Raw genomic sequence first — 24395 nt, 5'->3', positions numbered from 1 at the left:
AGATCTTGACTTAACCGCGCCGGATAGTAAGTCTTCTTTTATGTCGACGTCCGTCGATGTCAATGAGGAGGCCTCGTGAGGCGATCCCTGACCGTTGCCCTGGTGACCGTGCTGGCCGCGGCCTCCGCTGCCGCACCGGCCGAAGCACACCGCCGTGAGCTGGTGCTCGGCAGTTACTCGGCCGGCAACACCTCGTGGCAGCCGCTGCCGGCGACCTGGCTCGGCAAGAACAGCGACACCGCCGCCGACGCCACGGTCGTCGTGGACCCGAGCCAGCCACGGCAGCGCTACTCGGGGATCGGCTTCTCGCTCGACGAGACAAGTGTGTCCAACCTGTGGAAGCTCACACCCGCCGAGCGGGACCGGGCGATCCGGCTGCTCGTGGACCCGCGCACCGGCGCCGGGCTCGACCGCTTCCGGCTCACCATCGGCAGCCCCGACCTCATCGAGCACCTGCCGTTCTGGTCCTACGACGAGCTCCCCACCGGAGTGAGCGACGATTTCCCGCTGCGGCACTTCTCCATCCAGCGCGACCTCGACCTGCACATCGTCGACACCGTCAAACTCATCCAGCGCTACAACCCGCGGGCCACGTTCTTCGCCTCGGCCTGGAGCGCCCCGGCGTGGATGAAGACGAACAACCAGTTCACCGGCGAGGTCGCGTTGCTGCCCGGGAGCACGAGCTCCTACTACCAGGCCGGCAAACTGCGCGACGACTGCATCGACGTGTTCGCGCGGTACTACGTCAAATACCTGCAGGCGTACGCGAAGCAGGGAATTCGGATCGATGCTCTGACCCTGCTCAATGAGCCGGGCATGGACGTGGTCTACCCGGCCATGGACATCACCGTGGCCCAGCAGCAGAAGCTCTCCGTCGCGATCAAGCGGGAACTCGCCGCCGCGCGGCTTGGCACCGACCTCTATGTGCACGACTTCAATTTCTGGGACTGGCGGGACCCGAACAGCACCGCGACGAAGAACTACTACCGGATCTTCGATGACCCTAAGGCCCTGCGCGCGGCCGATGCCATAGCGTTTCATCCATACTGGGGCGACCCTAAGGTCATGCGGGACGCGTACGAGCAGTACGGCAAGCCTGTACATCTGACCGAGACCAGCGATCTGAGCCCGGCGACAATTCTCGACTATTTCCGGCTCGACGCGAGCTCCTATGTCATGTGGGCGCAGACCACGGATCAGGACGGCGGCACGCTGCACTGGACCGACAAGCGGGACAACAATGTGGACTGGGACGAGATCGGCCGCACCACCAAATGGCCCGATCGCCTGGTCAAGGTCGACACCACGACCCGCACGTTCTCGGTGCGCAACGAGCTCTATGCGATGGGCCAGTTCGCCAAATACCTGACCCCTGATTATGTACGCGTAGAGTCCGGCACCCCCGGCCACGGCATCAGCAACGTCGTATTCCGCGACCGGAACTCCTACGTCGCCGTGGTGGGTAACAGCAACCCGGCCGCCGCTCGCGTACGCGTCGTCGTCGCCGGAAAGTCGTTCGTCGCCGAGGTGCCCGCCGGGGCGTACGCCACCTATCGCTGGACCCAGAACCCGCCCACCGGGCACAGCCACCCGCCGGTCCTCGCCGCTCCCGCCGAGGTCGTCGCCCAGCAGTACGGAACCACGACGTTCTCGTTGCGCGGCACCCACGGGCTCTCCTACTACGCCGTCGACCTGCCGCCGGGCGTGAGCGTGGACGCCGGCACCGGGCTCGTCACGCTGACCCCGGTCGCGGCGGGATCACAGGACCTCACGTTCTACGCCACCGACGGACGTGCGCGGGCCGAGGCGAAGGTGCACGTCACCGTGGAACCGCACGGGGCTCCCGTGGGCGTACGCGTTGAAGCCGAGGCCTACACCGCCCAGCACGGCTGGACGGACGGCGGCGCGAACTTCGTCGAGAACACCGCCTCCGCGAGCGGCGGAAAGAACGTGGGCTGGACCGCCGCCGGCAACTGGCTGCAATTCCGGGTCGACGTGGCGCAGCCGGGCCGTTATGACCTGGAACTGCGCGCCGCCAACGGCTCCGGCACGGACGCCGTCGACGCCGTCTCCTTCCGCGACGCGACCGGCGCCACCGGCACCACTCTCGCCACGGTGACCGTGCCGGCGACCGGGGGCTGGGCGTCCTACCAGTCGCTGCACACCACGGTCGAGCTGGCCGCCGGCGACCAGCTCGTCACCGTCCACTGCGAGACCGGAGGCTTCAACCTCGACTACTTCCGGCTGTCGCCCCTCACATACAGGTGAGGCAGTTCCAGGGGTCGTCGGAGCGTACGGCGGTGACGGGGCTCTTGTCCCGCGCGGGCGCGGGGGAGGTGGTGGTCGCGACGAAGGCGATGCCCAGCACGGCGAGAACCGCGACGGCGACGAGGATCAGACGGGAACGCATCATGACTCCGGGTTCATCGGTGGGGTGACGACGCGCAGGGCGCCGAGGGTGAGACCGAGCTGGAACCTGTTCTCCACGCCGAGACGATCCATCAGCGCGCGCAGCATGTTGGTGACCGAACGAGGACTGATCGTCAGGATATCGGCGGCGGTCCGATCCGTGTGCCCCGTCGCGAGCAGGGCGATCAACGCGTGCTCCCGTTCCGAGAGCTGGATCGGGGCGACGAGTGCCTGCTGCTGGGTGACGGCGGCGCTCCACTGCCGGTCGAAGAGACCGGCCAGGGCGTCCACGACGGCGGGACCGGTGAACTCGAAATAGCCACGCTCGAGGTCGCGCGGATCGGCCGGGATGAACGCCACCCGCCGGTCCACCATGATCATCCGCAGCGGCACCTCGTCGGAGTCGTAACACTGGTAGGACGTGCCGTTGACCAGGTGACTGCTGACGTCCAGCCGGTCGCCGTCGGCGGGCGGCGGGCGCAGCAGACGGCATCGCACGCCCCGGTCGAGCAGCGCGGCGTCCACCGGCGCGGCCGCCCGGGCCGACTCGGCGTCGGGTGACTGATCGGGGCTCATCGTCCAGAGCTCGTGGATGTCCTGCCCGACCACCTCGGCGAGACGCATCCGGCCCGCCGCCCGGCTGGACAGATAGCGCATGCCGTCGGCGAAGTCACCCGGCAGGCCGGGAACGGTCGTCGCGGGGAGGGCAGCGGCGATCCCGGAGGTCCGCAGGGCGGTCATGATCCCGCGGTGGCTGCGGACGCGCGACTCCGGGTCCATCGGCCGCAGCTGCCGGGAGCGGAGCAGCTCCACCACGACGGCGGGCCGGCGCGAGGTCCAGATCCGGCTCATGGCACGCGCCTCGGTGGTAGAGACAGCGGCGCCGCACTCGCGGAGCTCGGCGAGCGCCTCCGCGGTGCGGCGGGCCGGCAGCCCGAGCTCGACCGCGAGGGTGCGCTCGGTGCGCGAGCCGAAGGTCGTCAGGGTGCGGAAGACGAGATCAGCGTCGCTGGACAGTCCCCAGCGCACCAGGGACGGAACGGCGGCGCCCAGGGGTACCCGGGTACGCGTCACTCCATCGATTCTCATCGTTTCGGTCAACCCTCACCTCCGTCGGACGGACCGGGAACGTTGGCCTTGCGGAGGAACCCGAGAGCAAGTCCGAGCTGGAAGCGATTGTCCACTCCGAGGCGATCCATGAGGTTACGCAGAATGTTCGTCACCGAGCGCGCACTGATGCCGAGCTGCTCGGCCGCGGACACGTCGGTACACCCCTGAGCCAGCAGGGCGACCAGCGCACGCTCGCGATCGGACAGGTTGATCTTCGGTTTCTGGGACATCGTGGGGATGCAATCACGGGCCACCGGCACCGGTCCAGCAATCCGGCGCCCGCTTCTGTTTCCCGCAATTTCCCCTCGACCACCCCCTCGGCCGTTGACCGCATCGATCGCTCTGCGCAATCTGGCTAAGGGCTCTTCGACCGGTGGGCCGGGGTCCGACATTCAGACGGGGGATGTCGGAAACCGGTCCACCGGTTTCGCCAAATTCGCACCTGATCATGGTCTTTCGGGGCGTAATGGTCGTCGTGATGAAAAAGTTCTTCGCCTTCCTGGCCGTCCTCGCCCTCCCGTTCGGCATCGCCGCACCGGCCCGCGCCGGCACCGCGTCCCCGGCTGCCGCGACGCCGCCCTACCACGTGGTGCGGCCCGGCGAGACGATCAAGAAGATCGCCGACTTCTACGGGATCACCCCGAAGCAACTGCGCGCGTGGAACGCGATCGTCAAGCCCAACCAGCCCAGCGTCGACGGCGTGCTGAACCTCGCGAAGCCGCTGAGCCCGCTCACCGGCTGGCGGTCCTGGATCGAGAACGTGACCCCGGGACAGGTCAACTGGGACCCCGCGAAGAACTGCCCGGTCCCGCCGGAGGACCTGCGCAAGGTCTGGGTGACGTACATCGACTTCTACGGGGTCGCCCACCCCGGCAGCATCGTCGTCAACAAGGCGATCGCGGCGCGGACCCAGAGCGTCTTCCTGTCGCTCTACCGGATGCGGTTCCGGATCCAGGGGATGAGCCCGATGACGGTCAACGCGCCCTACATAACCGATTACGGCACCGTGACCGCGGGATACAGCTGCCGGCTCATCGCCGGAACCAAAACCGTTTCACAGCACGCGTACGGGCTGGCCATCGACGTCAACCCGGTACAGAACCCGATGTATCGCGGCACCTACGTCGAGTCGGGCACCGAGGTCACGTTCATGACGCGGTGGGCGTACCGACGAGGCATGATGCATGCCGCCGGTGCCGTCCGGGCCTTCACCACCAACGGTTTCCACTGGGGCGGGCGCTGGCACACGCTGAAGGACTACATGCATTTCAGCCCGACCAACAAATGAGACCGGCCCGGCTCCCCTGCGCAGGGGTTCCGGACCGGCCCACTCAACTGATTACGGCAGCAGGAAGTTCTTCTGCGTCTGCGCGTTGAACACGTTCGTCCTGAAGAGCTTGGCCAGGTCGGTACGGATGTCCTTCAGCTCCAGTACGTCGACACCCTTGTTGATGTCGTTGGAGTAGATGAAGCCGTTGTACCAGTACGCCGACCACGAACCGCCGCTCACGAACTGCGTCGCCGAGATCGGGCCCCGCTCCCAGTAGGCCAGTTCCCTGGGCCGGGACGAGTTGGTGAAATCCCAGACCGAGATGCCGCCCTGGTACCACGCCTGCACCATGATGTCGCGGCCCGGCACCGGGATCAGCGAGCCGTTGTGGGCCACGCAGTTCTCGGTCGCCGTGTTCGTCCGCGGGATCTTGAAGTAGCTGCGGAATTCCAGCGTGCGGTTGTTGCCGCGGCCCACGATGTCGTACACCGCGTCAGCGCCCCGGTTCGGCCCGATCTCCGGGTTGCAGGTGGCCTGACCGCCGCCGCCGAGCTCGTCCGTGAAGACGATCTTGGTCGCGTTGTTGTTGAACGTCGCCGAGTGCCAGAACGCGAAGTTCACGGTGTCGCGGACGGTCGTGATGATCCGCGGCGCGGTGCGCTCCGAGATGTCGAAGAGCACACCGTCACCCATGCACGCACCCGCGGCGATGTTCTTGTCCGGGTACGCGGTGATGTCGTGGCAGCCGCTCGTCGCGGTGTGACCGGGCGAGCCTGGGTACGCACCGTCCGGGAAGAGCACCGGTGCCGCGACCACGGCAGCGGCCGTGGGGTTGGCCTTCGGCACCTGGACGATCGAGATCTTGTCGTGCGGCAGGACGCAGTTCGGCTGATCCACCCCGGACGTGTTGTACGACGACACGTACAGGTAGACGTTGGGGTCGCCGTGCTTGCCGGGGATCAGCGTCTGGGTGTGCGAGCCGCAGTCCGTCTTGATCGACTTCAGGTAGACCGGCGTGAGCGGGTCGCTGATGTCGAAGATCTTGATGCCCTCCCAGCGCTCGCCGGGCTCCGCGGTGGTCGCCGCGACGTTGTCGCACGAGTCGTTGGTGCGCTGCGAATCGGTGCCCAGGAAGAGCAGGTTCCCGCTGATCGAGATGTCGTTCTGCGAACCCGGGCAGAGCACCTGGGCGGCCACGGTCGGCGTCTTCGGCTTGCTGATGTCGTAGACCGCGAAGCCGTTGTAGTTGCCGCCGAACGCGTAGTGGCCCTTGAAGGCCCAGTCGGAGTTCGTCGTCGACGCGAACGGACCCGTCTTCGGCAGGTAGGCGACCTGTTTGAGGTTGGGCGTGCTCGCGATCTCGTCGACGCCTGGTGGTGTACCCGGATCGAGCGGGTCCTGCGCACTCGCCGGCGCCGTGAGCAGGGCAAGGCCGATCACGGCCGCACTGAGCACCGCCAGCCGTTTGACCTGCCGACCTCGTGGGGCAGAGTCCTTCATGAAGGCTCCTTCCGGTCCACGCACCGCTGCGGGCAGGATGTTGTCACGTACGGTGCGTATTCACCTTCATCGCTACAGTAATGGCCGGGGGCAGCCCCGGGAACATCTGTTTACATCTATGCAATTCTTCGTATGAGGAGGGCGCGATGACCAGGTCAGCAAAGTTCGCCGCCGCGGGGGTGGCCCTGGCCGTGGCGATCTTTGTGGTTGTCGTGACGCGCTCCGACGACCGGGAGTCCGCCGCGGCACCGCGCCCCAGCGTCAGCTCGACACCGCCCCAGCGCGTCGTGCTGCCGGGCCGGCCGGGCGAGTCGGCCCGGGTCAGCGACTCCGACAAGATCAAGGCCCCGGGCGTCGCCACGTTCAACTCGATCGACACCGCGTTCACCCAGATGATGATCGTCCACCATGGACAGGCGGTCACCATGGCGGCGCTGGCGCCCGGGCGCGCCGGTGACAAGCAGCTCGCCCAGCTCGCCGCCCGGATAGGCGCGGCGCAGACCCCGGAGATCGCCTGGATGCAGGGCTGGCTGCGGGACCGCCGGCTGCCCGCGACCGATCCCTCGCACAACCACGCCACCATGCCGGGGATGCAGAGCGACACGGACATGGCAACGCTCGCCACGCTCGTGGGCGCCGATTTCGACCGCAAGTTCGTGGCCATGATGACGAGCCATCACCAGGGCGCGATCCAGATGGCCAACGACGTGCTCCGCGGCGGCTCCGACCTGCAACTCAACGAGATGGCGGGCGAGATGGCGATCGAGCAGGGCGGCGAGATCGCCCGGATGGCGGACCTCAGCAGCTGAGCAGGGCGGGCAGATCAACCACCGAATCGATGACGTACGCCGGTACGGGCAGATCGTCCCTGCCCCGCTGATCCGCGTACTTGCCGGTCCGGACCTGCACCGAACGGGCGCCGCCGGCGTTCGCCATCGCGATGTCGGTGCTCCGGTCATCGCCCACCACCCATACGTCGGTGGCGTCCCCCGCCGCGAGTCGCAGGAAGTCCACGCTGGGCTTGCCGAGCAGCCGCGCCTCGACTTCGGCGGCATATTCCACAGCAGCCACCACCGCACCCGTGTCGAGGTGGTCGCCGTCCGCGTTGCGGGTGTAGCGGCCGCGCTGCAGAGCGATCAGCTCGGCTCCGGCGCGGACGGCGCGGAAGGCCGCGTCCAGCAGGTCGAAAGTGAGAATCTCGTGGCAATCCCCGATGATCACGTGGGTGACGTCGGCGCTGGTCAGCGTGCAGGACGCGGCCAGGTCGCCGCGCACCGCCGCGTTGGCGAGCAGCAGCACCCGGGCAGACTCGCCGAGGTAGCGCTGCGCCGCGGTCACCGGGGTGAACACGTCCCCCGGCGCGGCGGGGACACCCCGGGCGCGGGCCCGAGCCAGCATGCTCGCGGCCGACTGCGAGTCGGTGTTGGTGAAGAAGCGCACCGCGAACCCACCCGCCCGCAGGGCCTCGACCGCCTCGGCAGCTCCCGCAACCGGCGCCTCCCGGTCGTACATCGTGCCGTCCAGGTCAAGCAGTACCAGCCGCACGCGCCGGCCCCCTCCGGTAGTGACGTTGCGTCGCTCACCATATCCAGCCACGGGATGCGGGACCTTGGTGCCGGCGGATAGGTTGTCGTATATGGAGTTGAAGAGCGTGCTGCGTCGTGCGCGGCTCTCGCTTGTCGCCTCCCTGTTCCTGGGCGCGCTCCTCGGTGGTCCCGCCCACTCCCCCGCGGTGGCCGCAGCCGCGCAGCCCGCCTCACCGCTGACTGCCTCTGCCTCTGCCGCTGCTTCCCTGACGTCCTCGCCGCTGGCTTCCCTGGCGTCCTCGCCGCTGGTTGCTTCCGATGGCGGCGCCTCCACCGATCACGCGCAGGCCGGCGGGCCGGCCTCGGTCACCGGGTTGTCCCTGATCACGGGGCTCTCCTCGGCTGCCGGGCTCTCCTCTGTCAACGGGCTGGCATCGACCGGCTTCCGGTCCGTCACCGGGCACGTCCCCGCCTTCACCCCACCGGCCGTTCCCTCCTCCATGGGCTCGGCCACCGGGCCTGACCCCTCCACCGGTTCTGGGGCTGCTGGTTCCGGGGCCGCTGGTTCCGGGGCTGCTCGTTCTGGGTCTGCGGCGTTCGCTGTGCGGGCTGTGGCGTTCGCTGGTGCGAGCGTCACTGCGCGGGGCGGGGCTTCGTTCAGCACCGGGCCTCGCACGACGTGGCTGGGTGTCGCCGCGATTTTTGCGTTTTTTGTTCCCGTTCTGCTCGGTGTTCCGGCTGCCCACTCCCGGGCCGCGCACCTGATCGGCCTGGTCAGCGGGGTTGTCGCCGGCCCACGGGCGCCGCCCGCCGCTGCCTGATCCTTCAGGCAGGACCCCCGGTGTCGTCCCGCCCAGCGGAATGAATCCGGGGTCATCGATTAACGGCGCTCCTCGGTGGAAAAGGAACAGGACATGGATCTCGCCTTCCAGCTTCTCGGTGGCAACAGTGGACGGGTCGCGTTCATCTGGCTGACCCTGATCGTGCTCGCGTTCGTCGCGCTCGCCGGTCTGTCGATGCCCCGTGGCGTCCGGCGGCCCCGGCAGATCAGCGCGTGGCTGTCCGACTCGGCCACGAAGAAGCGTGCCGAGATGGAGCACCGGGCCGCGGAGGCCCAGGAGGTCGTCCGGTATGCGGAGGAGATCTCCGTCGCCGCGCGCGGCGCCGCCGCCACCGCCGAGCGCCGCCGCGAGGACTGCCAGGAGGCCCAGGCCGGTGTCGAGCGCGCGTGGCAGTCGTGGCAGGACGCCGACGCCGCCCTCGAGCGCGCCCGCCGCGCCACCGCCTACGCCCTCCCCGACACCGACGACGACGCGGAGACCGACGACGACCGCGAGCAGGCCCTGCGCCGCGCCGCCCAGGCCGCCCACCGTCGCGGCGACCTCTCCGACGAGCAACTGCTCGACGCGCTGACCCACCGCAACGGCTGGGACCCCACTCTGCAGCCCGTCGAGCAGGAGCTGGTCCTGGCCCGCGCCACGGTCGACCACCGCTTCGCCACCTACCAGCGCGCGCTGAACACCGAGGACGCCGCCTGGCAGCTCGCCGACGTCGCCACGGCCGCCATCCGCACCCTGCGCGACGAGGTCACCCAGGCACAGGCCCTCGCCGCCGCGGCCCGCGAGGCCCTCCCCGAGCAGGCCCGCGCCATCCTCGACAAGGCCGGCCTGACCCCCATCATCGTCACCACCCAGCGCATGACCACCGAGACAGCACCGGAACGCTCCCGCGACGGCTCCCTGCTCGAATCCCTCACCAGCCGCCCCGCCGTCGAGCACCCCATCGTCAACGCGATGGAAACGGTCTCGACCATGCCCATCCCCCGCCCGGCGTCCGACAGCAGCGACACCACCGTCATCATGACGACCGCCGCAGCCACTGCGGCAGCTGCTGCCGCTGCCAAGGAGTCCGAGGCCACGGTGGTGATGGTGACCGCCCAGGCCGGCTCCACCACCCAGGCGGTCGTGGCCCCGGCCCCCGCCCAGCGCAAGCCCTCCCCCCGCACCTACCGCTCCGCCAAGACCCCGCTCACCGCTGCCGCCGCCACCAGCTCGCCGCAGCCGGGCAACGCCTCCGACACCACCCAGCTCGTCCGGACCACCTCGATGGCCCCGCAGCCCGCCCTCTCCGACCCGGACGCCACCCAGCTCGTGCGGACCTCCTCGGGGGCCCCGCAGCCCGCGCGGTCCGACGCAGACGCGACCCAGCTCGTGCGGGTCGCCTCGGAAGCCACCCAACTCGTTCAGGCCGTCTCGAACACCACCGCGTCCGCCCGGCCCGAAGCAACCGCCGGTCAGCCACCACTGACCGAAGCGATCGCCGCCAACCCCGCGCAGACCGAAGCGGCCGCCGCCAAGTCCGCGCAGACCGAAGCGGTCGCCAAGCCAGCGCGGGCTGACGCTCAGGCCGCCGGCACGGACGCCACGCAGGTCGTGCCGGCCGCGCGAAGCGGAGAGGCGACACAGCGGGTTGTGACCAAGGTCCGCAGCGCCGAGACGAGCCAGGCCGTCTCCGAGGGTGAGTCCGCAGCAACCGAGCCGGCAGCCGCGCAGGACACCCGCCCCACCCCGGAAGGCCGGCCGACACCGGAGGGGCGCGCCGCGCGTTCCCGCCGTGAGCTGCCCGCCTGGGCCCAGCCGACCGGCGCCCGGCCCAGCATCGCAGGCGCACGCTGACCCGCATGCTCATCGCTCTGGTCACCTCGCGCGCGTTCCCGCAGCCCCACTGGCACGACGACGACCTCGCCGTGCTCGCCGCGGAACTGACCTCGCGCGGCGCCACCGTCAGGACGGTGACCTGGGACGGTGGCGACCCGGTGGGCTGGACCTCGTACGACGCGGTGATGCTGCAGTCGCCGTGGAGCATGTGGACCAGGCCCCACGAGTTCGCCGCCTGGCTGAAGGCGCGCGAGAACGACGGAACCCGGCTGCTCAACCCCGCTGACACGGTTCGGCTGGGATCCGACAAGCGCTATCTTGCTCAGTTGGCTGCTGCGGGCGTACCCGTCGTCCCTTCGACCTTGATCAAAGAGCCCGACCCGGCACGGTTGCGCGAGCTCTTCCCCGCGCCCGACTCCCCGCGACCCACGCTGGTGGCCAAGCCCATCGCCTCCGGCGGCGCCCTGGGCGCCCGCGAATTCACCCGCGCCGAGCTTCCCGACCTGATCGCCCACCTGCACGCCCTGGGCCCGGCAATCGTCCAGCCCTACGTCACGGCGATCGACGCCCACCGCGAACTGGGCGTCGTGACCCTGGACGGCAGCATCTCGCACGCGATCACCAAGGCCCCACTCCTGCGCCCGGGCGAACCCGTCCGCGAGCTGCACCCCGACCCGCAGCCCTACCCCGGCCTGACCGCCCAGCACGACCGGGTGATCCACCAGACCTACTCGGCCCTGCGAGCTCTACTGATCAACGAACCGCTCTCGGTACGCCTGGACTACATCATCGACCCGGCATCCCCCAGCGGCCTCCTCCTGCTGGAAGCAGAGCTCGTCGCCCCGGTGAAGTTTCTGCCCCTCTTCCCCGCCGAATGCGCCAACCTCGCCGAAGCCATCCTCGCCCGCGCCGCCGCCTGACCCCCACTCACCCCCGCCGCCCGACCACCCGCCGCCCGACCACCCGCCGCCCGACCACCCGCCGCCAGGCCGGGCTGGTCCAAGCCGGGCTGGTCCAAGCCGCTAGAACCCGCGCCGGCTCAGGCCTGGCTGGTTTCGATCACACGGCTGGCGAGGGCGGAGAGGCGGCGTTGCTCGGGGTCGGTGAGACCGCCGACCAGGACGGCGACGTCCGCGCCGAAGTCGCGTTCGACCTCCTCGGCCAGCGCCCGCCCCCGATCGGTGAGGACAACCTCCACCGCCCGCCGGTCCCGCTCCGACGGAACCCGGGTGACGAGTCCCCGCGCGCTCGCACGATCCACCAGGCCGGTAATGCTCGATTTGTCCAGCTCAAGCAGCGCGGCCAGCTGATTGACCCCGGGCCGCCGGTCCCGCAGCACGCCCAGCAGCCGTACCTGTGTCATGGACAGGTCGTGCACCGCGGCCCGCTTGGCCAGAGCGCCCTGCACCAGAAAGCTGAGCTGCGCCAGCCCATCGACGATCCCCAGGTCCTGTGACATGTCAGCCAGCATACTTGATTTGGTTTGCGACCCCAACTACATTAGTTGGTGTCACAAACTAATTGAGGGGGTTCCCATGCACGCCGCCGTAGTCACATCGTTCGACGAACCGCCGCACTACCAGGAGTTCAGCCTGCCGCAGGTGCACGATCCCGACGTGGAGCTCGTCGACGTGCTCGCGGTCGGCCTGCACCCGAGGGTCCGCTCCGGCGCATCGGGCCGGCACTACACGAGCACCGGGGCCCTGCCGCTGATCCCCGGCATCGACGGCGTCGCCCGCCGCCCCGATGGCACCGTCGTCTACTTCGTCGCCGACGACGACCTGCCCGGTTCAATGGCAGAGCAGACCCTCATCGATGTACGCCGTACCGTGCCGCTCCCGCCCACCGCCCACCTCCCGACGATCGCCGCGGCGATGAACCCCGCGATGTCCTCCTGGGTTGCCCTGCGCCGGCGAGTCCCCCTGCAGAAGGGCCAGAGCGTCCTGGTCCTCGGCGCGACAGGCAACGCCGGAGCCATGGCCGTCCAGATCGCCCGCCACCTCGGCGCCGGCCAGGTCATCGCAGCCGGCCGCAGCGGCAGCAGCAGCAGCAGCAGCAGCAGCGGGACCAGCGGCAGCAGCGGGACCAGCGCCGGCAGCAGCAGCCACGGAGCCGGCACCGACGCCGGAGCCGTGCTGCCGCTGGACCCGGACGCGCTGGCCGAGGCCGCCAAGGATGTCGACATCGTCCTCGACTACCTCTGGGGCAAGCCGGCCCAGGAAGCCATGACGCCGATCCTCAAGGCCCGCGCGGACCGCAGCAAGGCACTCGACTGGATCCAGATCGGCTCAGTCGCGGGCCCGACGATCGAGCTGCCGTCAGTGGTCCTGCGCTCGGCCAATTTCCGCATCCTCGGCAACGGTCAGGGCGCGGTCTCGACCCGCGGCTACCTCGCGGAGCTGCCCGCACTGATCGACGAGCTCACCGCGGGCTCCTTCGGCATCAGGACGCGTACGGTCCCGCTCTCCGACGTGACCCAGGCCTGGCAGACCCCCGGAGCCAGCGATGAGCGGGTGGTGCTAATCCCGTGAGAAGGACCAGCTCACGCCGTCGGCACCGTCCCTGAGCTCGATGCCGGCGGCGGCCAGCGCGTCCCGGACGGCGTCGGCGATCGGGTAGTCGCGGCGGTCGCGGAGCTGGGAGCGGATGTCGAGGAGCGGCTGCACCAACGGGCGGAACCGGTCGGCAGGGTCGACGACTCCGGTCGCGGCGACCTCACCGAGACGTACGACCAGGGCCCGCAGCACGGCACGGGCCTGCTCGGCGCCGTCGTCCTCCTCGGTGTCGGAGCTCCAGGCGTGCACAGTGGACTCCAGCTCGAGGATGCTGCGGACCATTCCGGACGCGTCCCGCCGGCGCAGGGCCTGGTCGAAACGGTGCTCGCAGGCGGCGGCGACCTCCGACACGGTGCGCTGCGGTTCCACGACGGCGGCCCGCTGTTTCGGGATGGCGCGGGCGATCGTGCCGTGGTGGGCGAGGGCGCGGAGCTCGGTCAGGGTCAGGGTGACACCGGAGGGGAAGACCGTGTTTCTGCCCTGTCTGCGTACGGTGAGAACTCCTCGACCCACCACCTGCACCGAGTCTTCGTCGGGGTTGAGGAAAATGGCGGTGTGCTCGTCGACCCCGATGATCGCGGCATCGTCCGGCAGGCCTTCCTCCATCCTGCGCAACCGCCGCTCGCCCAGATAACAGAAGCGGGTGTCGTGCGTGCCACCCTCGGTGTTGTCGTAGTGCGGGATGAGAGCGACTCGCAGGTTCAGGTGTTTCAGCAGGTCAAGGCCCTCGACCCAGTGCGGTGGCTCGCCGGTTTTGTAGACCTCGTAGACCGGGACCGTCCATCGCCCCAGCGTCGCGGCCGCCGCCGAGGCGAACACCGTGACCTTCCGGCCGAGCCGGAACCGGTCGTGCAGCGCCTGGGCGGTCGACCCGGACCAGGAGCGCATGGCGTACGTCGGGCTGCCCGGACCGGAGAACAACCAGTCGGCGGAGCGGACCATCGCCAGCCCGCGATCACCGTCGCCATCATGGTCGCCCCCTCGCAGCCCCGGGGCGGTGGCGACGCGGAGCCCGACGCTGCGCTCGAAATACTGGCAGGCCTTGGCGGAGATCTCTGCGACGTTCTCCTGGAACCCGTATGGCGTCTCGATCAGGACGGCGGACGCGCCGGAGCCGAGCCGGGCGGCGATCGTGCGGTGAATGCTGACCATCGTCGGGCTGGTCTCGCCCGACCCCATGATTGCCAGAAACAAGCGAACCACCCTGAGTCGGGGGACATTCACGTCGTTCTTGTTGCCAGGTTATGGCAATTGCCGGATCATTGCCATGTGGATCTAGCCCTGGTCGCGGTCGAGACCCTCCTGATCGGCGTGCACGACGGCCACCTCACCTACCGGGCCGCCGAGGAAGGCCTCGCCGACAACGAGCACCCCGACGCGGCAGCCCGGCGCCTGGCCGGCTTCGGCTCGCCTCTCGGCTCGCTCGGCAGCGGCCGGCTGATCCACTCGACCTCGTGGCGCTTCGACGCCGGTCGCATCGTCCTCACCTATGCGGCGCTCCCCGATCCGGATCCGGCCACAGCACAGCGCTTCCCGGCTTCAGGGGCTATGACCGCGACGGGTACGGCTCTCGACCCGTCGCCGCCGCACGTCGACCGGGCCGACGTGATCGCCCACGCCGCCCGCCATCTGGCGTTCCTGCACCGGACCGATCCCGCCGTGGCCGAGGCGGCGCTCGAGCAACCACCCCTGTGGGCACTGCTCGACGCGTACCAACCGGATGTTGCCGGCCCGGTGCGGCCGCATCGCTGAAATTTCGCAGCAAAAGCTTGCAAACACTGGACAGTCTCTTGTGGGTTTCGTCACAGAGGACCTAAGGTCCCCTCACGTCCACCTTCGGAGAGAGAAGCCCCTCGATGCTGATGAAAGCGAGGCGGCGCAGCGTTCCACCGCGCCTGGCCGCCCTTGCCGTTATCCCCCTTGCCGCCGCCTTCCTCTACGGCTCCCCTGCTCTCGCCGTCGCGGGTCCCGTTGTCACCCGCGCCGGGCTTGATCCGGCGCTCGTCACCGGTCGCGGCGCTGCCGTGGACTTCGTCGAGCAGGAGGCGGAGAACGCCCGTTTCACCGGCACGGTCATCGGCCCGGACCGCAGCGCCTACTCGCTGGCCGCCGAGGCGTCCGGCCGGAAGGCGGTCCAGCTCGCCGCCGGCCAGTACGTCGAGTTCACCCTCCCCGCGACCACCAACGCGATCACCGTCCGCTACTCCATTCCCGATGCGCAGGGTGGCGGCGGAACCACGGCACCGCTGTCCGTCACCGCCGGGCGTGACTCCCGCACGATGACGCTGACCTCGCAGTACTCGTATCTCTACAACCAGTACCCGTTCAGCAACGACCCGCAGGCCGGTCTGCTGCACCCCGACTGGTGGATCACCGAGTGTGCGTGCGCGCCCGCCGCCACCTCACCGGCCCCGGAGATCACCAAGCCGTTCCGCCCCATGCATTTCTACGATGAGCAGCGCCTTCTGCTCGCCAAGACCTACCGCGCGGGTTCGACCATTCGGCTCACCGCTTCTTCGCCGACCGTGATCGACCTGCTCGACTCCTCATTCGTATCGGCTCCCCATGTCGAGCTGGTGGCCGCCAATGTTCTGCTCTTCGGCGCCGATCCGACCGGCCGGCGTGACTCTGCGCCCGCGTTCGACAAGGCGATCGCCTTCGCCCGTAAGGCCAAGCTCAAGGTCTACGTGCCGCCCGGCACCTACCAGGTCAACCGGCACATCATCGTCGACGACGTGACCATCGAGGGCGCCGGCAACTGGTACACGATCATCAAGGGCCACCAGGTGACCCTCCCGGCTCCGGCCCCCGACGGCTCGGTGCACACAGGTGTCGGCTTCTACGGCAAAGAGGGCGGCAGCACCAACGTCCACCTCCGCAATTTCGCCATCGAGGGCGACGTGCGCGAGCGGATCGACACCGACCAGGTCAACGGTGTCGGGGGCGCGCTCAGCAATTCCACGGTCGAGGGCCTGCACATCCGGCACACCAAGGTCGGCATGTGGTTCGACGGCCCGATGGACAACCTGAGAATCAGCGGGAACATCATCGTCGACCAGATCGCCGACGGCCTGAACTTCCACACCGGCGTCACCAATTCCCTGGTGCGCAACAACTTCGTGCGCAACAGCGGCGACGACGGCCTCGCCCTGTGGTCGGAGAAGACGGCGGATTCAGCCAACACGTTCGACCACAACACCGTGCAGACCCCGACGCTGGCCAACGGAATCGCCGTCTACGGCGGCACGAACAACACGATTTCCGCGAACCTGATCGCCGACCCGATCCGCGAGGGCAGCGGCCTGCACGCCGGTTCCCGCTTCGGCGCCGAACCGTTCGCCGGCACCCTGACGTTCAAGGACAATTCCGTCGTACGCGCGGGCACACTCGAACTCAACTGGAACATCGGCCTCGGCGCCATCTGGTTCTACGCCCTCGACGGCAGCATCAACGCCGACATCAGCGTCACCGGCGACCATTACCTGGACAGCACCTACAACGCCGTCCTGCTGGTCAGCGACTGGGGCGTGAAGGACCTCTACTCCATCACCGGCGTGGCCTTCAAGAACCTCCACATCGACGGTACGGGCACCTCGGTCGTCAGCGCCCGCACAGCCGGCTCGGCCTCATTCGAAAACGTCGACGCCCGCAACGTCGGCGCGGTCGGCGTCAACAATTGCGGCTCCTTCCACTTCACCCCGGCCGGGTCCGAGTTCACGCTGACCGACCGCGGCGGCAACGACGGCGCCTGGCTCAGCCCGTACGTCCCCAACACCATCACCTGCAACGACCGCCCACCGGTCGTCCCCCCGCCCGCCCCGACTACCTGGCCGTGACCGCAGCGCCGTACACCAGCCGCGGCCCATCCGCACGCTGAGTGGTGCCGATTCTTTCCAGCCCGATGCGTTCGGCAACCCGCGACGACGCCACATTCTCGGAATGCACAATCGCGACAACTGGCAGGCCGGGCAGATCCCGGCCTGCCAGTTTCACGGCTTCCCGCGCCATCTCGGTGGCGTACCCCTTGCCCCACGAACTCACCGCGAACCGGTAATAGAGGTTGAGGGCCGCTGAGCCGTCGAGTTCCCCCGGCCGCAGCCCACCGAAGCCGGCGATCCCTTCCCCGTCCTTCACCACCCAGTAGCCGAACCCCTCGGCATCCCAGCTGCGCCGCCATTCCCGGATGACCGCCGCCGATGCGGCGATGTCCTTGACCGGCCCGGCCGGGTTGTACCGGTTGGTTTCCCGGGCGGCCAGGATCGCGTGCACAGCGTCGAGATGGTCCAGCTCCGGGCGGTCCAGCAACAGTCTCGCCGTCCGCACCCCTGCCCAATTCAGCACGCCACATCTTAAGCTCGGTCGATGCGGACTCTGGGTGTTGCGGTCGCGGGTTTCGGGTGGATGGGCCGGGTGCACACGCAGGCCTATCTGCGGCTCCCTCATCATTTCCCCGATCTTCCGGTACGCCCGGAGCTGATCGCGGTGGCCGACGAAGTCCCCGGCCGAGCGGCAGAAGCAGCCACCACGTACGGATTCGCAACGTCCACGCTGGACTGGCGCGACCTGCTCACGAATCCGGCGATCGACGCCGTCAGCATCACCGCCCCGAATTTCCTGCACCGCGAGCTCGGCGAGGCATTCGCCCGGGCCGGTAAACACATCTGGATCGAAAAGCCGGTCGGCCTGACCCGCGCAGACGCCCTCGCCGTGGCCGACGCCGCCAGGTCCGCGGGCGTGAGCGGCACGGTCGGCTTCAACTACCGCAACGCCCCCGCCGTGGACACCGCCCGCGCCGTGATCGCAAAAGGCGGGATCGGCACGGTCACCCACGCCCGCTTCCGTTTCCTCAGCGACTACGCAGCGGACCCGTCAAGCGCCCTGACCTGGCGATACTCGCGCGAGCGCGGCGGCAACGGGGTGCTGGGAGACCTGGCCTCGCACGGCGTGGACCTGGTCCGGCACCTCCTGGGCGACATCTCCGCGCTCGTTGCGGACACGGCCATCTTCATCACCGACCGTGCCATTCCCACCTCGGCGACCTCGGGTCACGCCCGCGCAGACGGCGGCACGCTGGGGCCGGTCGAGAACGAGGACTACGTGTCGGCCCAGCTCCGCCTCGCGTCCGGCGCCCGGGTGATCCTGGAGGCGAGCCGGGTCTCGGTCGGGGACCAGAACAACTACGGCTTCGAGATCCACGGTACGCAGGGTGCGCTCGCCTGGGACTACCGCCGCATGGGTGAACTCTCCCTCAGCACCGCCGGCACCGTCTTCGTCGGCCCGGGCGACGGGGCCTACGCAGCGTTCCAGCCCGGCGCCGCCAACCCCATGAGCTACGACGACCTCAAGGTCATCGAGGCCCACCACTTCGTCCGCTCGATCACCACCAGCACCCCGCACGGCGCCACCCTGACCGACGCCGTCCGCAGCGCGGAAGCCCTCGACGCCATGTCCCTCTCGGCGGCCACCGGAAACTGGGTGCCACTCCCCTGAGGTGACGTACTCGTCAGAGGACTCGCCGCGTACGTCACTCTTGCGGGTGAATGCCTTGAAGGCCCCTCCCGTTGTTGAATGGGATACCACATAGCTCCGGACCCTGGCGGAGGTCCATCACCGGGGAGTCGCTATGACCATGCTGTCCGACCAGAGCCTGCACCAGAGCCTGGTCAGCCGCATAGCGGCCGGGGATCCCGCGGCCCTTCGCATGCTGTACGGCGCCCTGTGCGAGGCCGCCTACCGCGAGATCCAGCGGGTCCTCTCCCACCCCCACGACGTCGAAGCGGTCGTGCAGGCCACGTTCGTCGAGGTCTGGTGGCTGGCTCGCTACCACACGCAGAACGACGACATCCCCGCCTGGGTCACCGCGGTTGCCGCCCACCGGGCCGCCGAACGCCACCGGGTGGTCACCTCCGGCGCCCACCTCGAAGAAGAGGACAACCGCCTGATCCTCACCCGCATCCTGGGTTAGGCCCCTATTGTCGGTACGCCTTTCAGCGCGCTGAAGTACGCCTCCGCGATCACCGCATGCCCGGGCCGGTTCGGATGAATCCGGTCCTCGGCCCAGTCCCGTGCCGCCGTCGAACGCAGCACCTCGTCGAACGCATCCTGGGTACGGATGGCAACGGCATCGAACTCGGCCGCGATCTCCCGCACGACGACGCAGTAACGATCGGTTTCCGCGCGCTGCGGCTCGCCACGATCGGGTTCGATGATGTACGGCTCGGCGACGATGAGCCGGCAACCCGTACGGTCGACTGCCGTCCGGAGCAGGTCACGCAACGTCTTCGCGTACTCATCGATGGGCACTGCTCTGTCGGGGTGGCTGCCGAAGGCATGCCAGATGTCGTTGATCCCGATCATGACCGACAGCCAGTCCGGAGCGGTCCCGATCGCATCGACCTCCCACCGCGCGGCCAGATCCCGGACGGTGTCGCCGCCGACTCCCCGGTTGACCCACGTCAGGCCGAGCTCGGGCTGGCGGGCGGTCACAAAGCTGCGAACCAGATCGACGTAGCCGTCCCCATAGGGCGCGGCCGCACCCCGCCGGTCGCAGTCGGTGATGCTGTCGCCGATGAAAACAATGCGCTGTCCAGCTGTGAAAAGCATGTCGCCATTTTATTCACTGGCGCTGCGGCGCGACATGGTGCAAGCTGTATCCATCGGCGGCGAACGACGCTGATGGGGACAGTCACTTGAGGGGAGTTGAACGCCATGTCGCAGAACGGGTCGCAGCAGGATAAATGGTCCGTCGTGTCGGTCGATCAGTCTCTCGTCGAACAGTCCCTGGTCTGGCGATCACTGCGAGGTCGGTCGCTGCGAGGTCTCTCGCTGCAGGGCCGTGAGCTGGAGCGATGGTGCGGGTAGAGCAGATTTAGTCTGCGTCTGCGCCGCCCACCTCAGCCGAGGACGGGGCGGCTTTTTCGTACCCTACGGGTGTAGCTCAACGGTAGAGCACCGGCCTCCAAATCCGAAGGTTGCAGGTTCGATTCCTGTCACCCGTGCGCTTTGCTATTTGGTAATTAAACAGTGGATGGCACATGCCTGCCGCCGATTTTAATGGCGGCAGAATACGTCCGTGAGGCTGAGGTGGGTAGACCATCGGACTCTCGATCCGAAAGACCGGGTTCGACCCCCGGACGGACGACGCGGCTGTAGCACAACGGCAGTGCGCCGCCTTGCCATGGCGGATACCGGGGTTCGACTCCCCGCAGCCGCTCGCGATGCGAGCTGGTGCAATCTGGCAGCACGCCCGGCTCTGAACCGGGAGGTTGGAGGTTCGAGTCCTCCGCTCGCAGCTTGCCGGTTCTCGCCGGCAGCTTGCCGGTTTGTCGCCGGCTCAGTGTCAAGCCCGGGTAGCCCAATGGCAGAGGCGTCCGATTCAGGGTCGGAAGGTTGAGGGTTCGAATCCCCCTCCGGGTACGCAGCACGGTTTGCTGATGTAGCCCCTCTTGAAACTTGTCGATGTAGCTCAGTGGTAGAGCGTCCGCCTGTCGAGCGGAAGGTCGCGGGTTCGATCCCCGTCGTCGGCGCAAGGTCCCCATGGCGCAGCTGGACAGCGCGCGACGCTACGAACGTCGAGGCCGCAGGTTCGAATCCTGCTGGGGACACGTTTTCCGCAATTCCGCGGCTGAACAGTCGAGATTTCGCAAGCTTCACAGGGAGGAGCCAGCCGACAGCCGGCGCCGGCCACCGTCTCGAAAACGGTTGGGGCTCAACACCCGTGGCGGTTCGACCCCGCCCTCCTCCGCAACACAAGGCCCGCCTTTTCTGCAAGGCAAGACACAGCAAGCGCCGTTAGCTCAGCTGGTAGAGCGGCCGACTTTTAATCGGCTTGTCGCAGGTTCGAGCCCTGCACGGCGCACTGCGGGACAGAGCAGCTCGGAGTGCTCGCGGGCCTCATAAGCCCGAGATCGCCGGTTCAAATCCGGCTCCCGCTCCCGTTCCGATGGCTCAGCTTGGTAGAGCGCCGTTTCGACAAGACGGAGGACCCTGGTTCAAATCCAGGTCGGAACACGATCGTCGCCCGAGGCGCGGTGGACGAACAGGTAGAGTCACCCGGCTTTCACCCGGGAATTTGCGGGTTCAAGTCCCGTCCGCGCTGCTCAACCCCGTGCCATCCACTGCAGACCTACTCGCCGCGCCTACTCGCCGCCTCTACTCGCCGCGCCTATTCGTCGCGCCAGCTGTAGCGCGGCGCGTAGCCCAGGTCGCGACGAGCCTTGTCGATCGACAACAAGGTGTCGTTGACCCCGAGCTCACCGCGGATCTCCACCCCCGGGAACACCTCGGCGACCAATTCCGCATTGGGCCGCGACATCACTGTGTCCGCATTGGCGATGATGTAGACCTCGGCGCCCGTTGCGGTGCTCTCCAAGGCCAGCCGCGTCGCCTGCGCACCATCGCGGGCGTCGATGTAGCCCCACAGATTCCACTTCCGCAGCTGCGCATCGGCATCGAACGACGGGAACGCCGCATAGTCGCCCGGCTCCATCACATTCGAGAACCGCAGCCCGATCATCTTCAACGACGGATCCCACCGGCAAAGCTCCCCGGCCATCCGCTCCTCCAGCGTCTTGACCAGCGAATACGTTGACTCGGGCCGCGGCGCGTACCCCTCGTCCACCGGAATGTAGGGCGGCGGAACATCAAACGGCAAACCCAGCACGGTCTCACTGGAAGCCCACACGATATTCCGTACGCCAACCCGCCGGGCCGCCGTCACCACGTGGAAACTGGAGTTCATGTTGTTGCTGAACGTCACCTGATCAGGCGCAATCCCCGGAGCCGGAATCGCCGCGAGATGCACCAGCGCATCAACCCCGCTGTACCGCTCCTCCACCCCGTGCATGGCGTCGAGCACCTGCCCGTACTCCGTCAGATCAACGGGAACGAACACCACCCCCGCCGCCTCCGCCCCGGCCGGCCTCACCCGATCAAAAACAACAACATCCCATCCGTACGCGACAAGCTCCGAGACCACCGCCCGCCCAAGCTTCCCCGCCCCACCCGTAACAACAACACGAGGCATGCCGTTCTCCCTTGGTCCGCGGCGGTCTTCAGCCCTATCCTGGCACGCCATGGGCGCCCCGCAATTCGTCATCACCGAGGTACACGACGTCCCCGCCCGCGGAGGCCTCATCGTCGTGGGCAGGTCCGTCGAATTCACCGGCATCCCCCGCTTACGTGACGCCGCCACCGGTCAGCCCATTCGCGTCCTGAGCGTCGACTTCCCCACGCCTCGAACCGAGCGGACGGGCGAGACAATTTTGGTAGTCGATCGCGCTGACGGCGTACTTGTAGAGGTAGGGAGAGTGTGGGTCCTCAGAAGGACCCGATTTGTGGTTGAGAGAACCGACCGGATCTCCGGCCGTGCCTGGCTCTTCGTCACCGGGATCCTGGAGGGCGACCCACTCCACGTCGGCGACGAACTGACCGGCGCGGTGATCCGGGCGATCGAGTTCCATTCCGGCTCCGGCGCGGGGAAGACCACCATCGCCGTTGACACTGCCGCGGCGATTCACGCGGGTGACGTACTGACGCTCAACTGAAAACGGCAGGTGTGACGTTCCCGCCACACCTGCCGCCGTCGGGGCCTACTTGGAGATGCGGCTCAGTTCCGCGATCGCCTGAGCGGCCTTGATGTACTTGTTGCCGGCGAGGTCGCCAACCGTCTTGATGTTGAACGCCTTCTGCAGCGCCTCACCGTCCGCGTCGCTGACCCCCGCAAGCGCGGTGACGGGAGCGTTGACCAGCTCGGCCAGCGGAGTGGACTCGTAGGCCTTGACCAGAGCAGCGTCGAGGTTCACGGAGATCGCCATTGCATGCGTTCCTCACTGTAGGGAACCACCGAGCGGACGCCCGGCGCGGGTGAGACCCTACCGTTACCCAACCCCGAAAGATCAAACACCTCAGTAGTAGTAGGCATGCGCCACCCGCGCCCGCCGATGAGCCCGCATGATCGCCACCACCACCTGGGAACAACTCCTGGCTTACACCCTCCGCGGCGCCCACCGCCGCACCGGCGGCATAGTTAGACTAGGTGTTGCGAGACCAGGTGTCAGGCGCGTGGAACGGATAGCGTGTTGTACGCCACCCGAGTCGGTGATGGACTTGCTCAGGCATTCCTGCAGAAGACCTTCTCGGGAAAGTTGAGAGCTGGTCAGTACAGTCGGCGCCGAGGGCAAACACAGGGATGACCTTGAGGGGCGGTTCGGAGTGCCCGATCGAGTTGGTCTGATTTTCATCGTTTCCGGGGTTGTCGTGGCCGCAGTAGCGGCGATAATCCTTCGGCGCGCAACCGAGCGGCGGGAAGCGGCCGTCGGCCTGCGGACAAAACAACTGACCGTCGAGGTGATCCGATCCTCCGAAGAACTGCGGGCGACTGCCACTGCACCATCGGCAGATGGAACTCCTTCATCGGCTCGACTCGTTGAGCACGACGCGCGGTACAGTGCCGCCGTCCGTGGGCTTAAGGCGGGCCCCTCCTCCGCGGAAGTGAAGACCACCTTATTGGAGTTGGAACTGGCACGGCAGCAGCTACTGGTCGCCGTCGTGGCTCACGATGCCGCCTTTCTCCAGAACGCGGTGCGGAGCCTGGACGAGGCAATAGAGAATTTCGCGATGGCATCGTCGGTCATGGTGCGACTCGCGTAGCAGCGGTTCTCACGTCCGAAGCGGCCGGTCAGCCGAGGTTCGCGTGGCGCTTGTACATCTTTCCGGCGTCGGTTCCGCTCGCTTGCCAGAGCGAGTTGAAGACTCCTTCGAAGGCGAACAGCACAACCTGCTCGAACAGCGAGCCGGCGTACTGCTGGGAGCCTCGGGCGTCGCCATGGTCTGTCTTCTCCGGCGCGGGGACAAGTAGGACCACCTTGGCGACCTTGGCCAGGTCAGAGCCGGGGTTTGCGGTGACGGCGACGACGGTCGCGCCGCTGTCGGTGGCCTGCCGAGCGGCGTACACGATGGCGTTGGTCGAGCCTGAGCCCGAGACCGCGATCAAGACATCATCGGCGGCGATAGCTGGCGTCGTCGTTTCTCCCACGACATGCGTAGCCAGGCCGACGTGCATCAGGCGCATGGCGGCCATGCGAGCCACGAACCCGCTCCGCCCGTTGCCGACGAGGAAGACGGCACGAGCCTGACGCAGCAGCGCCGGCAACTCTTCCCATGGCTGCCATGTCATCTCGCGGGCGACTTGTTCGACCTCGTTTACGGCCTGGACGCAACCTGCTTGGACGCTCTGGTGCGTAGACATGTCGATGTCTCCCATCTCTGGCGGGCTTCGGTGCCACAACCCTCATGGTTCCACCCGGTAGTGCAAGCCGGGGTTAAAGTGGAAGCAGAGGGTGAAGATGGCGCTCCCCCGCATCCTTGT

25 protein-coding genes and 12 tRNA genes are annotated in these 24395 nt (G+C 68.1%); 25 read left to right on the top strand and 12 right to left on the bottom strand.

Features of this window, described 5'->3' with window-relative positions; genetic code table 11:
* The first annotated feature begins 75 nt into the window (after nucleotides 1-75).
* Nucleotides 76-2268: a carbohydrate-binding protein gene (locus Aco04nite_RS02460; protein WP_212995551.1), complete on the top strand. Its 2193-nt coding sequence runs from the start codon at nucleotides 76-78 to the stop codon at nucleotides 2266-2268.
* Here Aco04nite_RS02460 and Aco04nite_RS02455 read toward each other — a convergent pair.
* From Aco04nite_RS02455 to Aco04nite_RS02445, 3 genes are read right to left on the bottom strand one after another with little or no spacing between them, the layout of a single operon-like run.
* Complete coding sequence (locus tag Aco04nite_RS02455) at nucleotides 2255-2413, bottom strand: hypothetical protein (protein ID WP_212995550.1); 159 nt, start codon at nucleotides 2411-2413, stop codon at nucleotides 2255-2257. The two genes, Aco04nite_RS02460 and Aco04nite_RS02455, sit on opposite strands and share 14 nt — an antisense overlap.
* Nucleotides 2410-3498, bottom strand: coding sequence for a helix-turn-helix transcriptional regulator (locus Aco04nite_RS02450; protein ID WP_212995549.1), 1089 nt, complete (start codon nucleotides 3496-3498; stop codon nucleotides 2410-2412). The genes Aco04nite_RS02455 and Aco04nite_RS02450 overlap by 4 nt, the downstream gene beginning before the upstream one ends.
* Before the next feature lie 8 nt (nucleotides 3499-3506).
* Nucleotides 3507-3749: a helix-turn-helix domain-containing protein gene (locus Aco04nite_RS02445; RefSeq protein ID WP_212995548.1), complete on the bottom strand. Its 243-nt coding sequence runs from the start codon at nucleotides 3747-3749 to the stop codon at nucleotides 3507-3509.
* 248 nt (nucleotides 3750-3997) lie between these two features.
* Here Aco04nite_RS02445 and Aco04nite_RS02440 point away from each other — a divergent pair, with 248 nt between their 5' ends.
* Nucleotides 3998-4807, top strand: a complete 810-nt coding sequence (locus Aco04nite_RS02440) for a M15 family metallopeptidase (protein ID WP_244875694.1) — start codon at nucleotides 3998-4000, stop codon at nucleotides 4805-4807.
* 51 nt (nucleotides 4808-4858) lie between these two features.
* On the opposite strand, the gene Aco04nite_RS02435 is transcribed toward Aco04nite_RS02440, so the two are convergent.
* Complete coding sequence (locus tag Aco04nite_RS02435) at nucleotides 4859-6289, bottom strand: LVIVD repeat-containing protein (protein ID WP_212995547.1); 1431 nt, start codon at nucleotides 6287-6289, stop codon at nucleotides 4859-4861.
* Nucleotides 6290-6435: 146 nt separating this feature from the next.
* Between Aco04nite_RS02435 and Aco04nite_RS02430 the strand changes: the two genes are divergently transcribed.
* A complete protein-coding gene (locus Aco04nite_RS02430; protein ID WP_212995546.1) occupies nucleotides 6436-7098 on the top strand; it encodes a DUF305 domain-containing protein in 663 nt (220 codons plus the stop codon).
* On the opposite strand, the gene Aco04nite_RS02425 is transcribed toward Aco04nite_RS02430, so the two are convergent.
* Nucleotides 7088-7834, bottom strand: coding sequence for an HAD-IIA family hydrolase (locus tag Aco04nite_RS02425; RefSeq protein ID WP_244875693.1), 747 nt, complete (start codon nucleotides 7832-7834; stop codon nucleotides 7088-7090). The two genes, Aco04nite_RS02430 and Aco04nite_RS02425, sit on opposite strands and share 11 nt — an antisense overlap.
* A 91-nt stretch (nucleotides 7835-7925) precedes the next feature.
* Between Aco04nite_RS02425 and Aco04nite_RS02420 the strand changes: the two genes are divergently transcribed.
* The 3 genes from Aco04nite_RS02420 to Aco04nite_RS02410 all read left to right on the top strand — a co-directional run bounded on the left by Aco04nite_RS02420 (nucleotide 7926) and on the right by Aco04nite_RS02410 (nucleotide 11392).
* Complete coding sequence (locus tag Aco04nite_RS02420) at nucleotides 7926-8636, top strand: hypothetical protein (RefSeq protein ID WP_212995545.1); 711 nt, start codon at nucleotides 7926-7928, stop codon at nucleotides 8634-8636.
* A 93-nt stretch (nucleotides 8637-8729) separates the two neighbouring features.
* Nucleotides 8730-10490 (top strand): hypothetical protein, encoded by a 1761-nt coding sequence (locus Aco04nite_RS02415; RefSeq protein ID WP_212995544.1) that lies wholly within the window; start codon nucleotides 8730-8732, stop codon nucleotides 10488-10490.
* A gap of 5 nt (nucleotides 10491-10495) precedes the next feature.
* Nucleotides 10496-11392: an ATP-grasp domain-containing protein gene (locus tag Aco04nite_RS02410; protein WP_212995543.1), complete on the top strand. Its 897-nt coding sequence runs from the start codon at nucleotides 10496-10498 to the stop codon at nucleotides 11390-11392.
* 119 nt (nucleotides 11393-11511) lie between these two features.
* Here the strand turns inward: Aco04nite_RS02410 and Aco04nite_RS02405 are convergent, their stop codons facing one another.
* A complete protein-coding gene (locus tag Aco04nite_RS02405) occupies nucleotides 11512-11931 on the bottom strand; it encodes a MarR family winged helix-turn-helix transcriptional regulator (protein ID WP_212995542.1) in 420 nt (139 codons plus the stop codon).
* 76 nt (nucleotides 11932-12007) lie between these two features.
* Here Aco04nite_RS02405 and Aco04nite_RS02400 point away from each other — a divergent pair, with 76 nt between their 5' ends.
* The gene (locus Aco04nite_RS02400) at nucleotides 12008-13003 is read left to right on the top strand and encodes a quinone oxidoreductase family protein (protein WP_212995541.1); all 996 of its coding nucleotides are present in this window, start codon (nucleotides 12008-12010) and stop codon (nucleotides 13001-13003) included.
* On the opposite strand, the gene Aco04nite_RS02395 is transcribed toward Aco04nite_RS02400, so the two are convergent.
* Nucleotides 12992-14221 (bottom strand): hypothetical protein, encoded by a 1230-nt coding sequence (locus tag Aco04nite_RS02395; protein ID WP_212995540.1) that lies wholly within the window; start codon nucleotides 14219-14221, stop codon nucleotides 12992-12994. The two genes, Aco04nite_RS02400 and Aco04nite_RS02395, sit on opposite strands and share 12 nt — an antisense overlap.
* A 75-nt stretch (nucleotides 14222-14296) precedes the next feature.
* Here Aco04nite_RS02395 and Aco04nite_RS02390 point away from each other — a divergent pair, with 75 nt between their 5' ends.
* Both Aco04nite_RS02390 and Aco04nite_RS02385 read left to right on the top strand, forming a co-directional pair.
* The gene (locus tag Aco04nite_RS02390) at nucleotides 14297-14779 is read left to right on the top strand and encodes a hypothetical protein (RefSeq protein ID WP_212995539.1); all 483 of its coding nucleotides are present in this window, start codon (nucleotides 14297-14299) and stop codon (nucleotides 14777-14779) included.
* A 104-nt stretch (nucleotides 14780-14883) separates the two neighbouring features.
* Nucleotides 14884-16863 carry a glycosyl hydrolase family 28-related protein gene (locus Aco04nite_RS02385; protein WP_244875692.1) on the top strand — a complete coding sequence of 660 codons (1980 nt, stop codon included), beginning with the start codon at nucleotides 14884-14886 and terminating at the stop codon, nucleotides 16861-16863.
* Here the strand turns inward: Aco04nite_RS02385 and Aco04nite_RS02380 are convergent.
* Nucleotides 16850-17368, bottom strand: a complete 519-nt coding sequence (locus Aco04nite_RS02380; protein WP_212995538.1) for a GNAT family N-acetyltransferase — start codon at nucleotides 17366-17368, stop codon at nucleotides 16850-16852. The genes Aco04nite_RS02385 and Aco04nite_RS02380 overlap by 14 nt on opposite strands.
* Nucleotides 17369-17389: 21 nt before the next feature.
* Here Aco04nite_RS02380 and Aco04nite_RS02375 point away from each other — a divergent pair, with 21 nt between their 5' ends.
* Nucleotides 17390-18517: a Gfo/Idh/MocA family protein gene (locus tag Aco04nite_RS02375; RefSeq protein ID WP_212995537.1), complete on the top strand. Its 1128-nt coding sequence runs from the start codon at nucleotides 17390-17392 to the stop codon at nucleotides 18515-18517.
* Between the two features lie 133 nt (nucleotides 18518-18650).
* The gene (locus Aco04nite_RS02370) at nucleotides 18651-18992 is read left to right on the top strand and encodes an RNA polymerase sigma factor (RefSeq protein ID WP_212995536.1); all 342 of its coding nucleotides are present in this window, start codon (nucleotides 18651-18653) and stop codon (nucleotides 18990-18992) included.
* Here the strand turns inward: Aco04nite_RS02370 and Aco04nite_RS02365 are convergent.
* Nucleotides 18989-19630, bottom strand: a complete 642-nt coding sequence (locus Aco04nite_RS02365) for an SGNH/GDSL hydrolase family protein (protein ID WP_212995535.1) — start codon at nucleotides 19628-19630, stop codon at nucleotides 18989-18991. The genes Aco04nite_RS02370 and Aco04nite_RS02365 overlap by 4 nt on opposite strands.
* 323 nt (nucleotides 19631-19953) lie before the next feature.
* Here Aco04nite_RS02365 and Aco04nite_RS02360 point away from each other — a divergent pair.
* The 12 genes from Aco04nite_RS02360 to Aco04nite_RS02305 all read left to right on the top strand — a co-directional run bounded on the left by Aco04nite_RS02360 (nucleotide 19954) and on the right by Aco04nite_RS02305 (nucleotide 21125).
* Nucleotides 19954-20025 (top strand) — tRNA-Trp (locus tag Aco04nite_RS02360).
* Between the two features lie 69 nt (nucleotides 20026-20094).
* Nucleotides 20095-20168, top strand: a tRNA-Glu gene (locus Aco04nite_RS02355).
* 1 nt (nucleotide 20169) lies between these two features.
* Nucleotides 20170-20240, top strand: a tRNA-Gly gene (locus tag Aco04nite_RS02350).
* Nucleotides 20241-20245: 5 nt separating this feature from the next.
* Nucleotides 20246-20319, top strand: a tRNA-Gln gene (locus Aco04nite_RS02345).
* Between the two features lie 51 nt (nucleotides 20320-20370).
* Nucleotides 20371-20443, top strand: a tRNA-Leu gene (locus Aco04nite_RS02340).
* 38 nt (nucleotides 20444-20481) lie between these two features.
* A tRNA-Asp gene (locus tag Aco04nite_RS02335) sits at nucleotides 20482-20553 on the top strand.
* Between the two features lie 4 nt (nucleotides 20554-20557).
* Nucleotides 20558-20631, top strand: a tRNA-Arg gene (locus Aco04nite_RS02330).
* Nucleotides 20632-20682: 51 nt separating this feature from the next.
* Nucleotides 20683-20771, top strand: a tRNA-Ser gene (locus tag Aco04nite_RS02325).
* Nucleotides 20772-20812: 41 nt separating this feature from the next.
* Nucleotides 20813-20885 (top strand) — tRNA-Lys (locus Aco04nite_RS02320).
* Between the two features lie 2 nt (nucleotides 20886-20887).
* Nucleotides 20888-20960 (top strand) — tRNA-Met (locus tag Aco04nite_RS02315).
* A 3-nt stretch (nucleotides 20961-20963) separates the two neighbouring features.
* Nucleotides 20964-21037: transfer RNA gene (locus Aco04nite_RS02310), tRNA-Ser, on the top strand.
* A 14-nt stretch (nucleotides 21038-21051) separates the two neighbouring features.
* Nucleotides 21052-21125, top strand: a tRNA-Glu gene (locus tag Aco04nite_RS02305).
* Between the two features lie 66 nt (nucleotides 21126-21191).
* Here Aco04nite_RS02305 and Aco04nite_RS02300 read toward each other — a convergent pair.
* On the bottom strand, nucleotides 21192-22052 hold the full coding sequence (locus Aco04nite_RS02300; RefSeq protein ID WP_212995534.1) for an NAD-dependent epimerase/dehydratase family protein: 861 nt from the start codon (nucleotides 22050-22052) through the stop codon (nucleotides 21192-21194).
* Between the two features lie 310 nt (nucleotides 22053-22362).
* Between Aco04nite_RS02300 and Aco04nite_RS02295 the strand changes: the two genes are divergently transcribed.
* Complete coding sequence (locus Aco04nite_RS02295; protein ID WP_244875691.1) at nucleotides 22363-22572, top strand: hypothetical protein; 210 nt, start codon at nucleotides 22363-22365, stop codon at nucleotides 22570-22572.
* A 45-nt stretch (nucleotides 22573-22617) separates the two neighbouring features.
* Here Aco04nite_RS02295 and Aco04nite_RS02290 read toward each other — a convergent pair whose 3' ends face one another.
* Nucleotides 22618-22842, bottom strand: coding sequence for a hypothetical protein (locus Aco04nite_RS02290; RefSeq protein ID WP_203836614.1), 225 nt, complete (start codon nucleotides 22840-22842; stop codon nucleotides 22618-22620).
* A gap of 397 nt (nucleotides 22843-23239) precedes the next feature.
* Here Aco04nite_RS02290 and Aco04nite_RS02285 point away from each other — a divergent pair, with 397 nt between their 5' ends.
* Complete coding sequence (locus Aco04nite_RS02285) at nucleotides 23240-23677, top strand: hypothetical protein (RefSeq protein ID WP_212995533.1); 438 nt, start codon at nucleotides 23240-23242, stop codon at nucleotides 23675-23677.
* A gap of 28 nt (nucleotides 23678-23705) precedes the next feature.
* Here the strand turns inward: Aco04nite_RS02285 and hxlB are convergent, their stop codons facing one another.
* Nucleotides 23706-24290: a 6-phospho-3-hexuloisomerase gene (hxlB, locus tag Aco04nite_RS02280; protein WP_212995532.1), complete on the bottom strand. Its 585-nt coding sequence runs from the start codon at nucleotides 24288-24290 to the stop codon at nucleotides 23706-23708.
* Nucleotides 24291-24395 lie beyond the last annotated feature (105 nt).

Origin of the sequence: Winogradskya consettensis, from assembly GCF_018332715.1 — a bacterium.
GTDB classification, from domain to species: domain Bacteria; phylum Actinomycetota; class Actinomycetes; order Mycobacteriales; family Micromonosporaceae; genus Actinoplanes; species Actinoplanes consettensis.
Note: the sequence above shows the minus strand (reverse complement) of the source record. Positions and strands in the feature narration are given on the sequence as shown.

What these genes read in the sequence shown, in the direction of transcription:
- Aco04nite_RS02455 (WP_212995550.1), bottom strand. Translation starts at nt 2,413, where the DNA reads ATGATGCGTTCCCGTCTGATCCTCGTCGCCGTCGCGGTTCTCGCCGTG.
- Aco04nite_RS02450 (WP_212995549.1), bottom strand. Translation starts at nt 3,498, where the DNA reads ATGAGAATCGATGGAGTGACGCGTACCCGGGTACCCCTGGGCGCCGCC.
- Aco04nite_RS02445 (WP_212995548.1), bottom strand. Translation starts at nt 3,749, where the DNA reads ATGTCCCAGAAACCGAAGATCAACCTGTCCGATCGCGAGCGTGCGCTG.
- Aco04nite_RS02440 (WP_244875694.1), top strand. Translation starts at nt 3,998, where the DNA reads ATGAAAAAGTTCTTCGCCTTCCTGGCCGTCCTCGCCCTCCCGTTCGGC.
- Aco04nite_RS02435 (WP_212995547.1), bottom strand. Translation starts at nt 6,289, where the DNA reads ATGAAGGACTCTGCCCCACGAGGTCGGCAGGTCAAACGGCTGGCGGTG.
- Aco04nite_RS02430 (WP_212995546.1), top strand. Translation starts at nt 6,436, where the DNA reads ATGACCAGGTCAGCAAAGTTCGCCGCCGCGGGGGTGGCCCTGGCCGTG.
- Aco04nite_RS02420 (WP_212995545.1), top strand. Translation starts at nt 7,926, where the DNA reads ATGGAGTTGAAGAGCGTGCTGCGTCGTGCGCGGCTCTCGCTTGTCGCC.
- Aco04nite_RS02415 (WP_212995544.1), top strand. Translation starts at nt 8,730, where the DNA reads ATGGATCTCGCCTTCCAGCTTCTCGGTGGCAACAGTGGACGGGTCGCG.
- Aco04nite_RS02410 (WP_212995543.1), top strand. Translation starts at nt 10,496, where the DNA reads ATGCTCATCGCTCTGGTCACCTCGCGCGCGTTCCCGCAGCCCCACTGG.
- Aco04nite_RS02405 (WP_212995542.1), bottom strand. Translation starts at nt 11,931, where the DNA reads ATGTCACAGGACCTGGGGATCGTCGATGGGCTGGCGCAGCTCAGCTTT.
- Aco04nite_RS02400 (WP_212995541.1), top strand. Translation starts at nt 12,008, where the DNA reads ATGCACGCCGCCGTAGTCACATCGTTCGACGAACCGCCGCACTACCAG.
- Aco04nite_RS02385 (WP_244875692.1), top strand. Translation starts at nt 14,884, where the DNA reads ATGCTGATGAAAGCGAGGCGGCGCAGCGTTCCACCGCGCCTGGCCGCC.
- Aco04nite_RS02375 (WP_212995537.1), top strand. Translation starts at nt 17,390, where the DNA reads ATGCGGACTCTGGGTGTTGCGGTCGCGGGTTTCGGGTGGATGGGCCGG.
- Aco04nite_RS02370 (WP_212995536.1), top strand. Translation starts at nt 18,651, where the DNA reads ATGACCATGCTGTCCGACCAGAGCCTGCACCAGAGCCTGGTCAGCCGC.
- Aco04nite_RS02365 (WP_212995535.1), bottom strand. Translation starts at nt 19,630, where the DNA reads ATGCTTTTCACAGCTGGACAGCGCATTGTTTTCATCGGCGACAGCATC.
- Aco04nite_RS02300 (WP_212995534.1), bottom strand. Translation starts at nt 22,052, where the DNA reads ATGCCTCGTGTTGTTGTTACGGGTGGGGCGGGGAAGCTTGGGCGGGCG.
- Aco04nite_RS02290 (WP_203836614.1), bottom strand. Translation starts at nt 22,842, where the DNA reads ATGGCGATCTCCGTGAACCTCGACGCTGCTCTGGTCAAGGCCTACGAG.
- hxlB (WP_212995532.1), bottom strand. Translation starts at nt 24,290, where the DNA reads ATGGGAGACATCGACATGTCTACGCACCAGAGCGTCCAAGCAGGTTGC.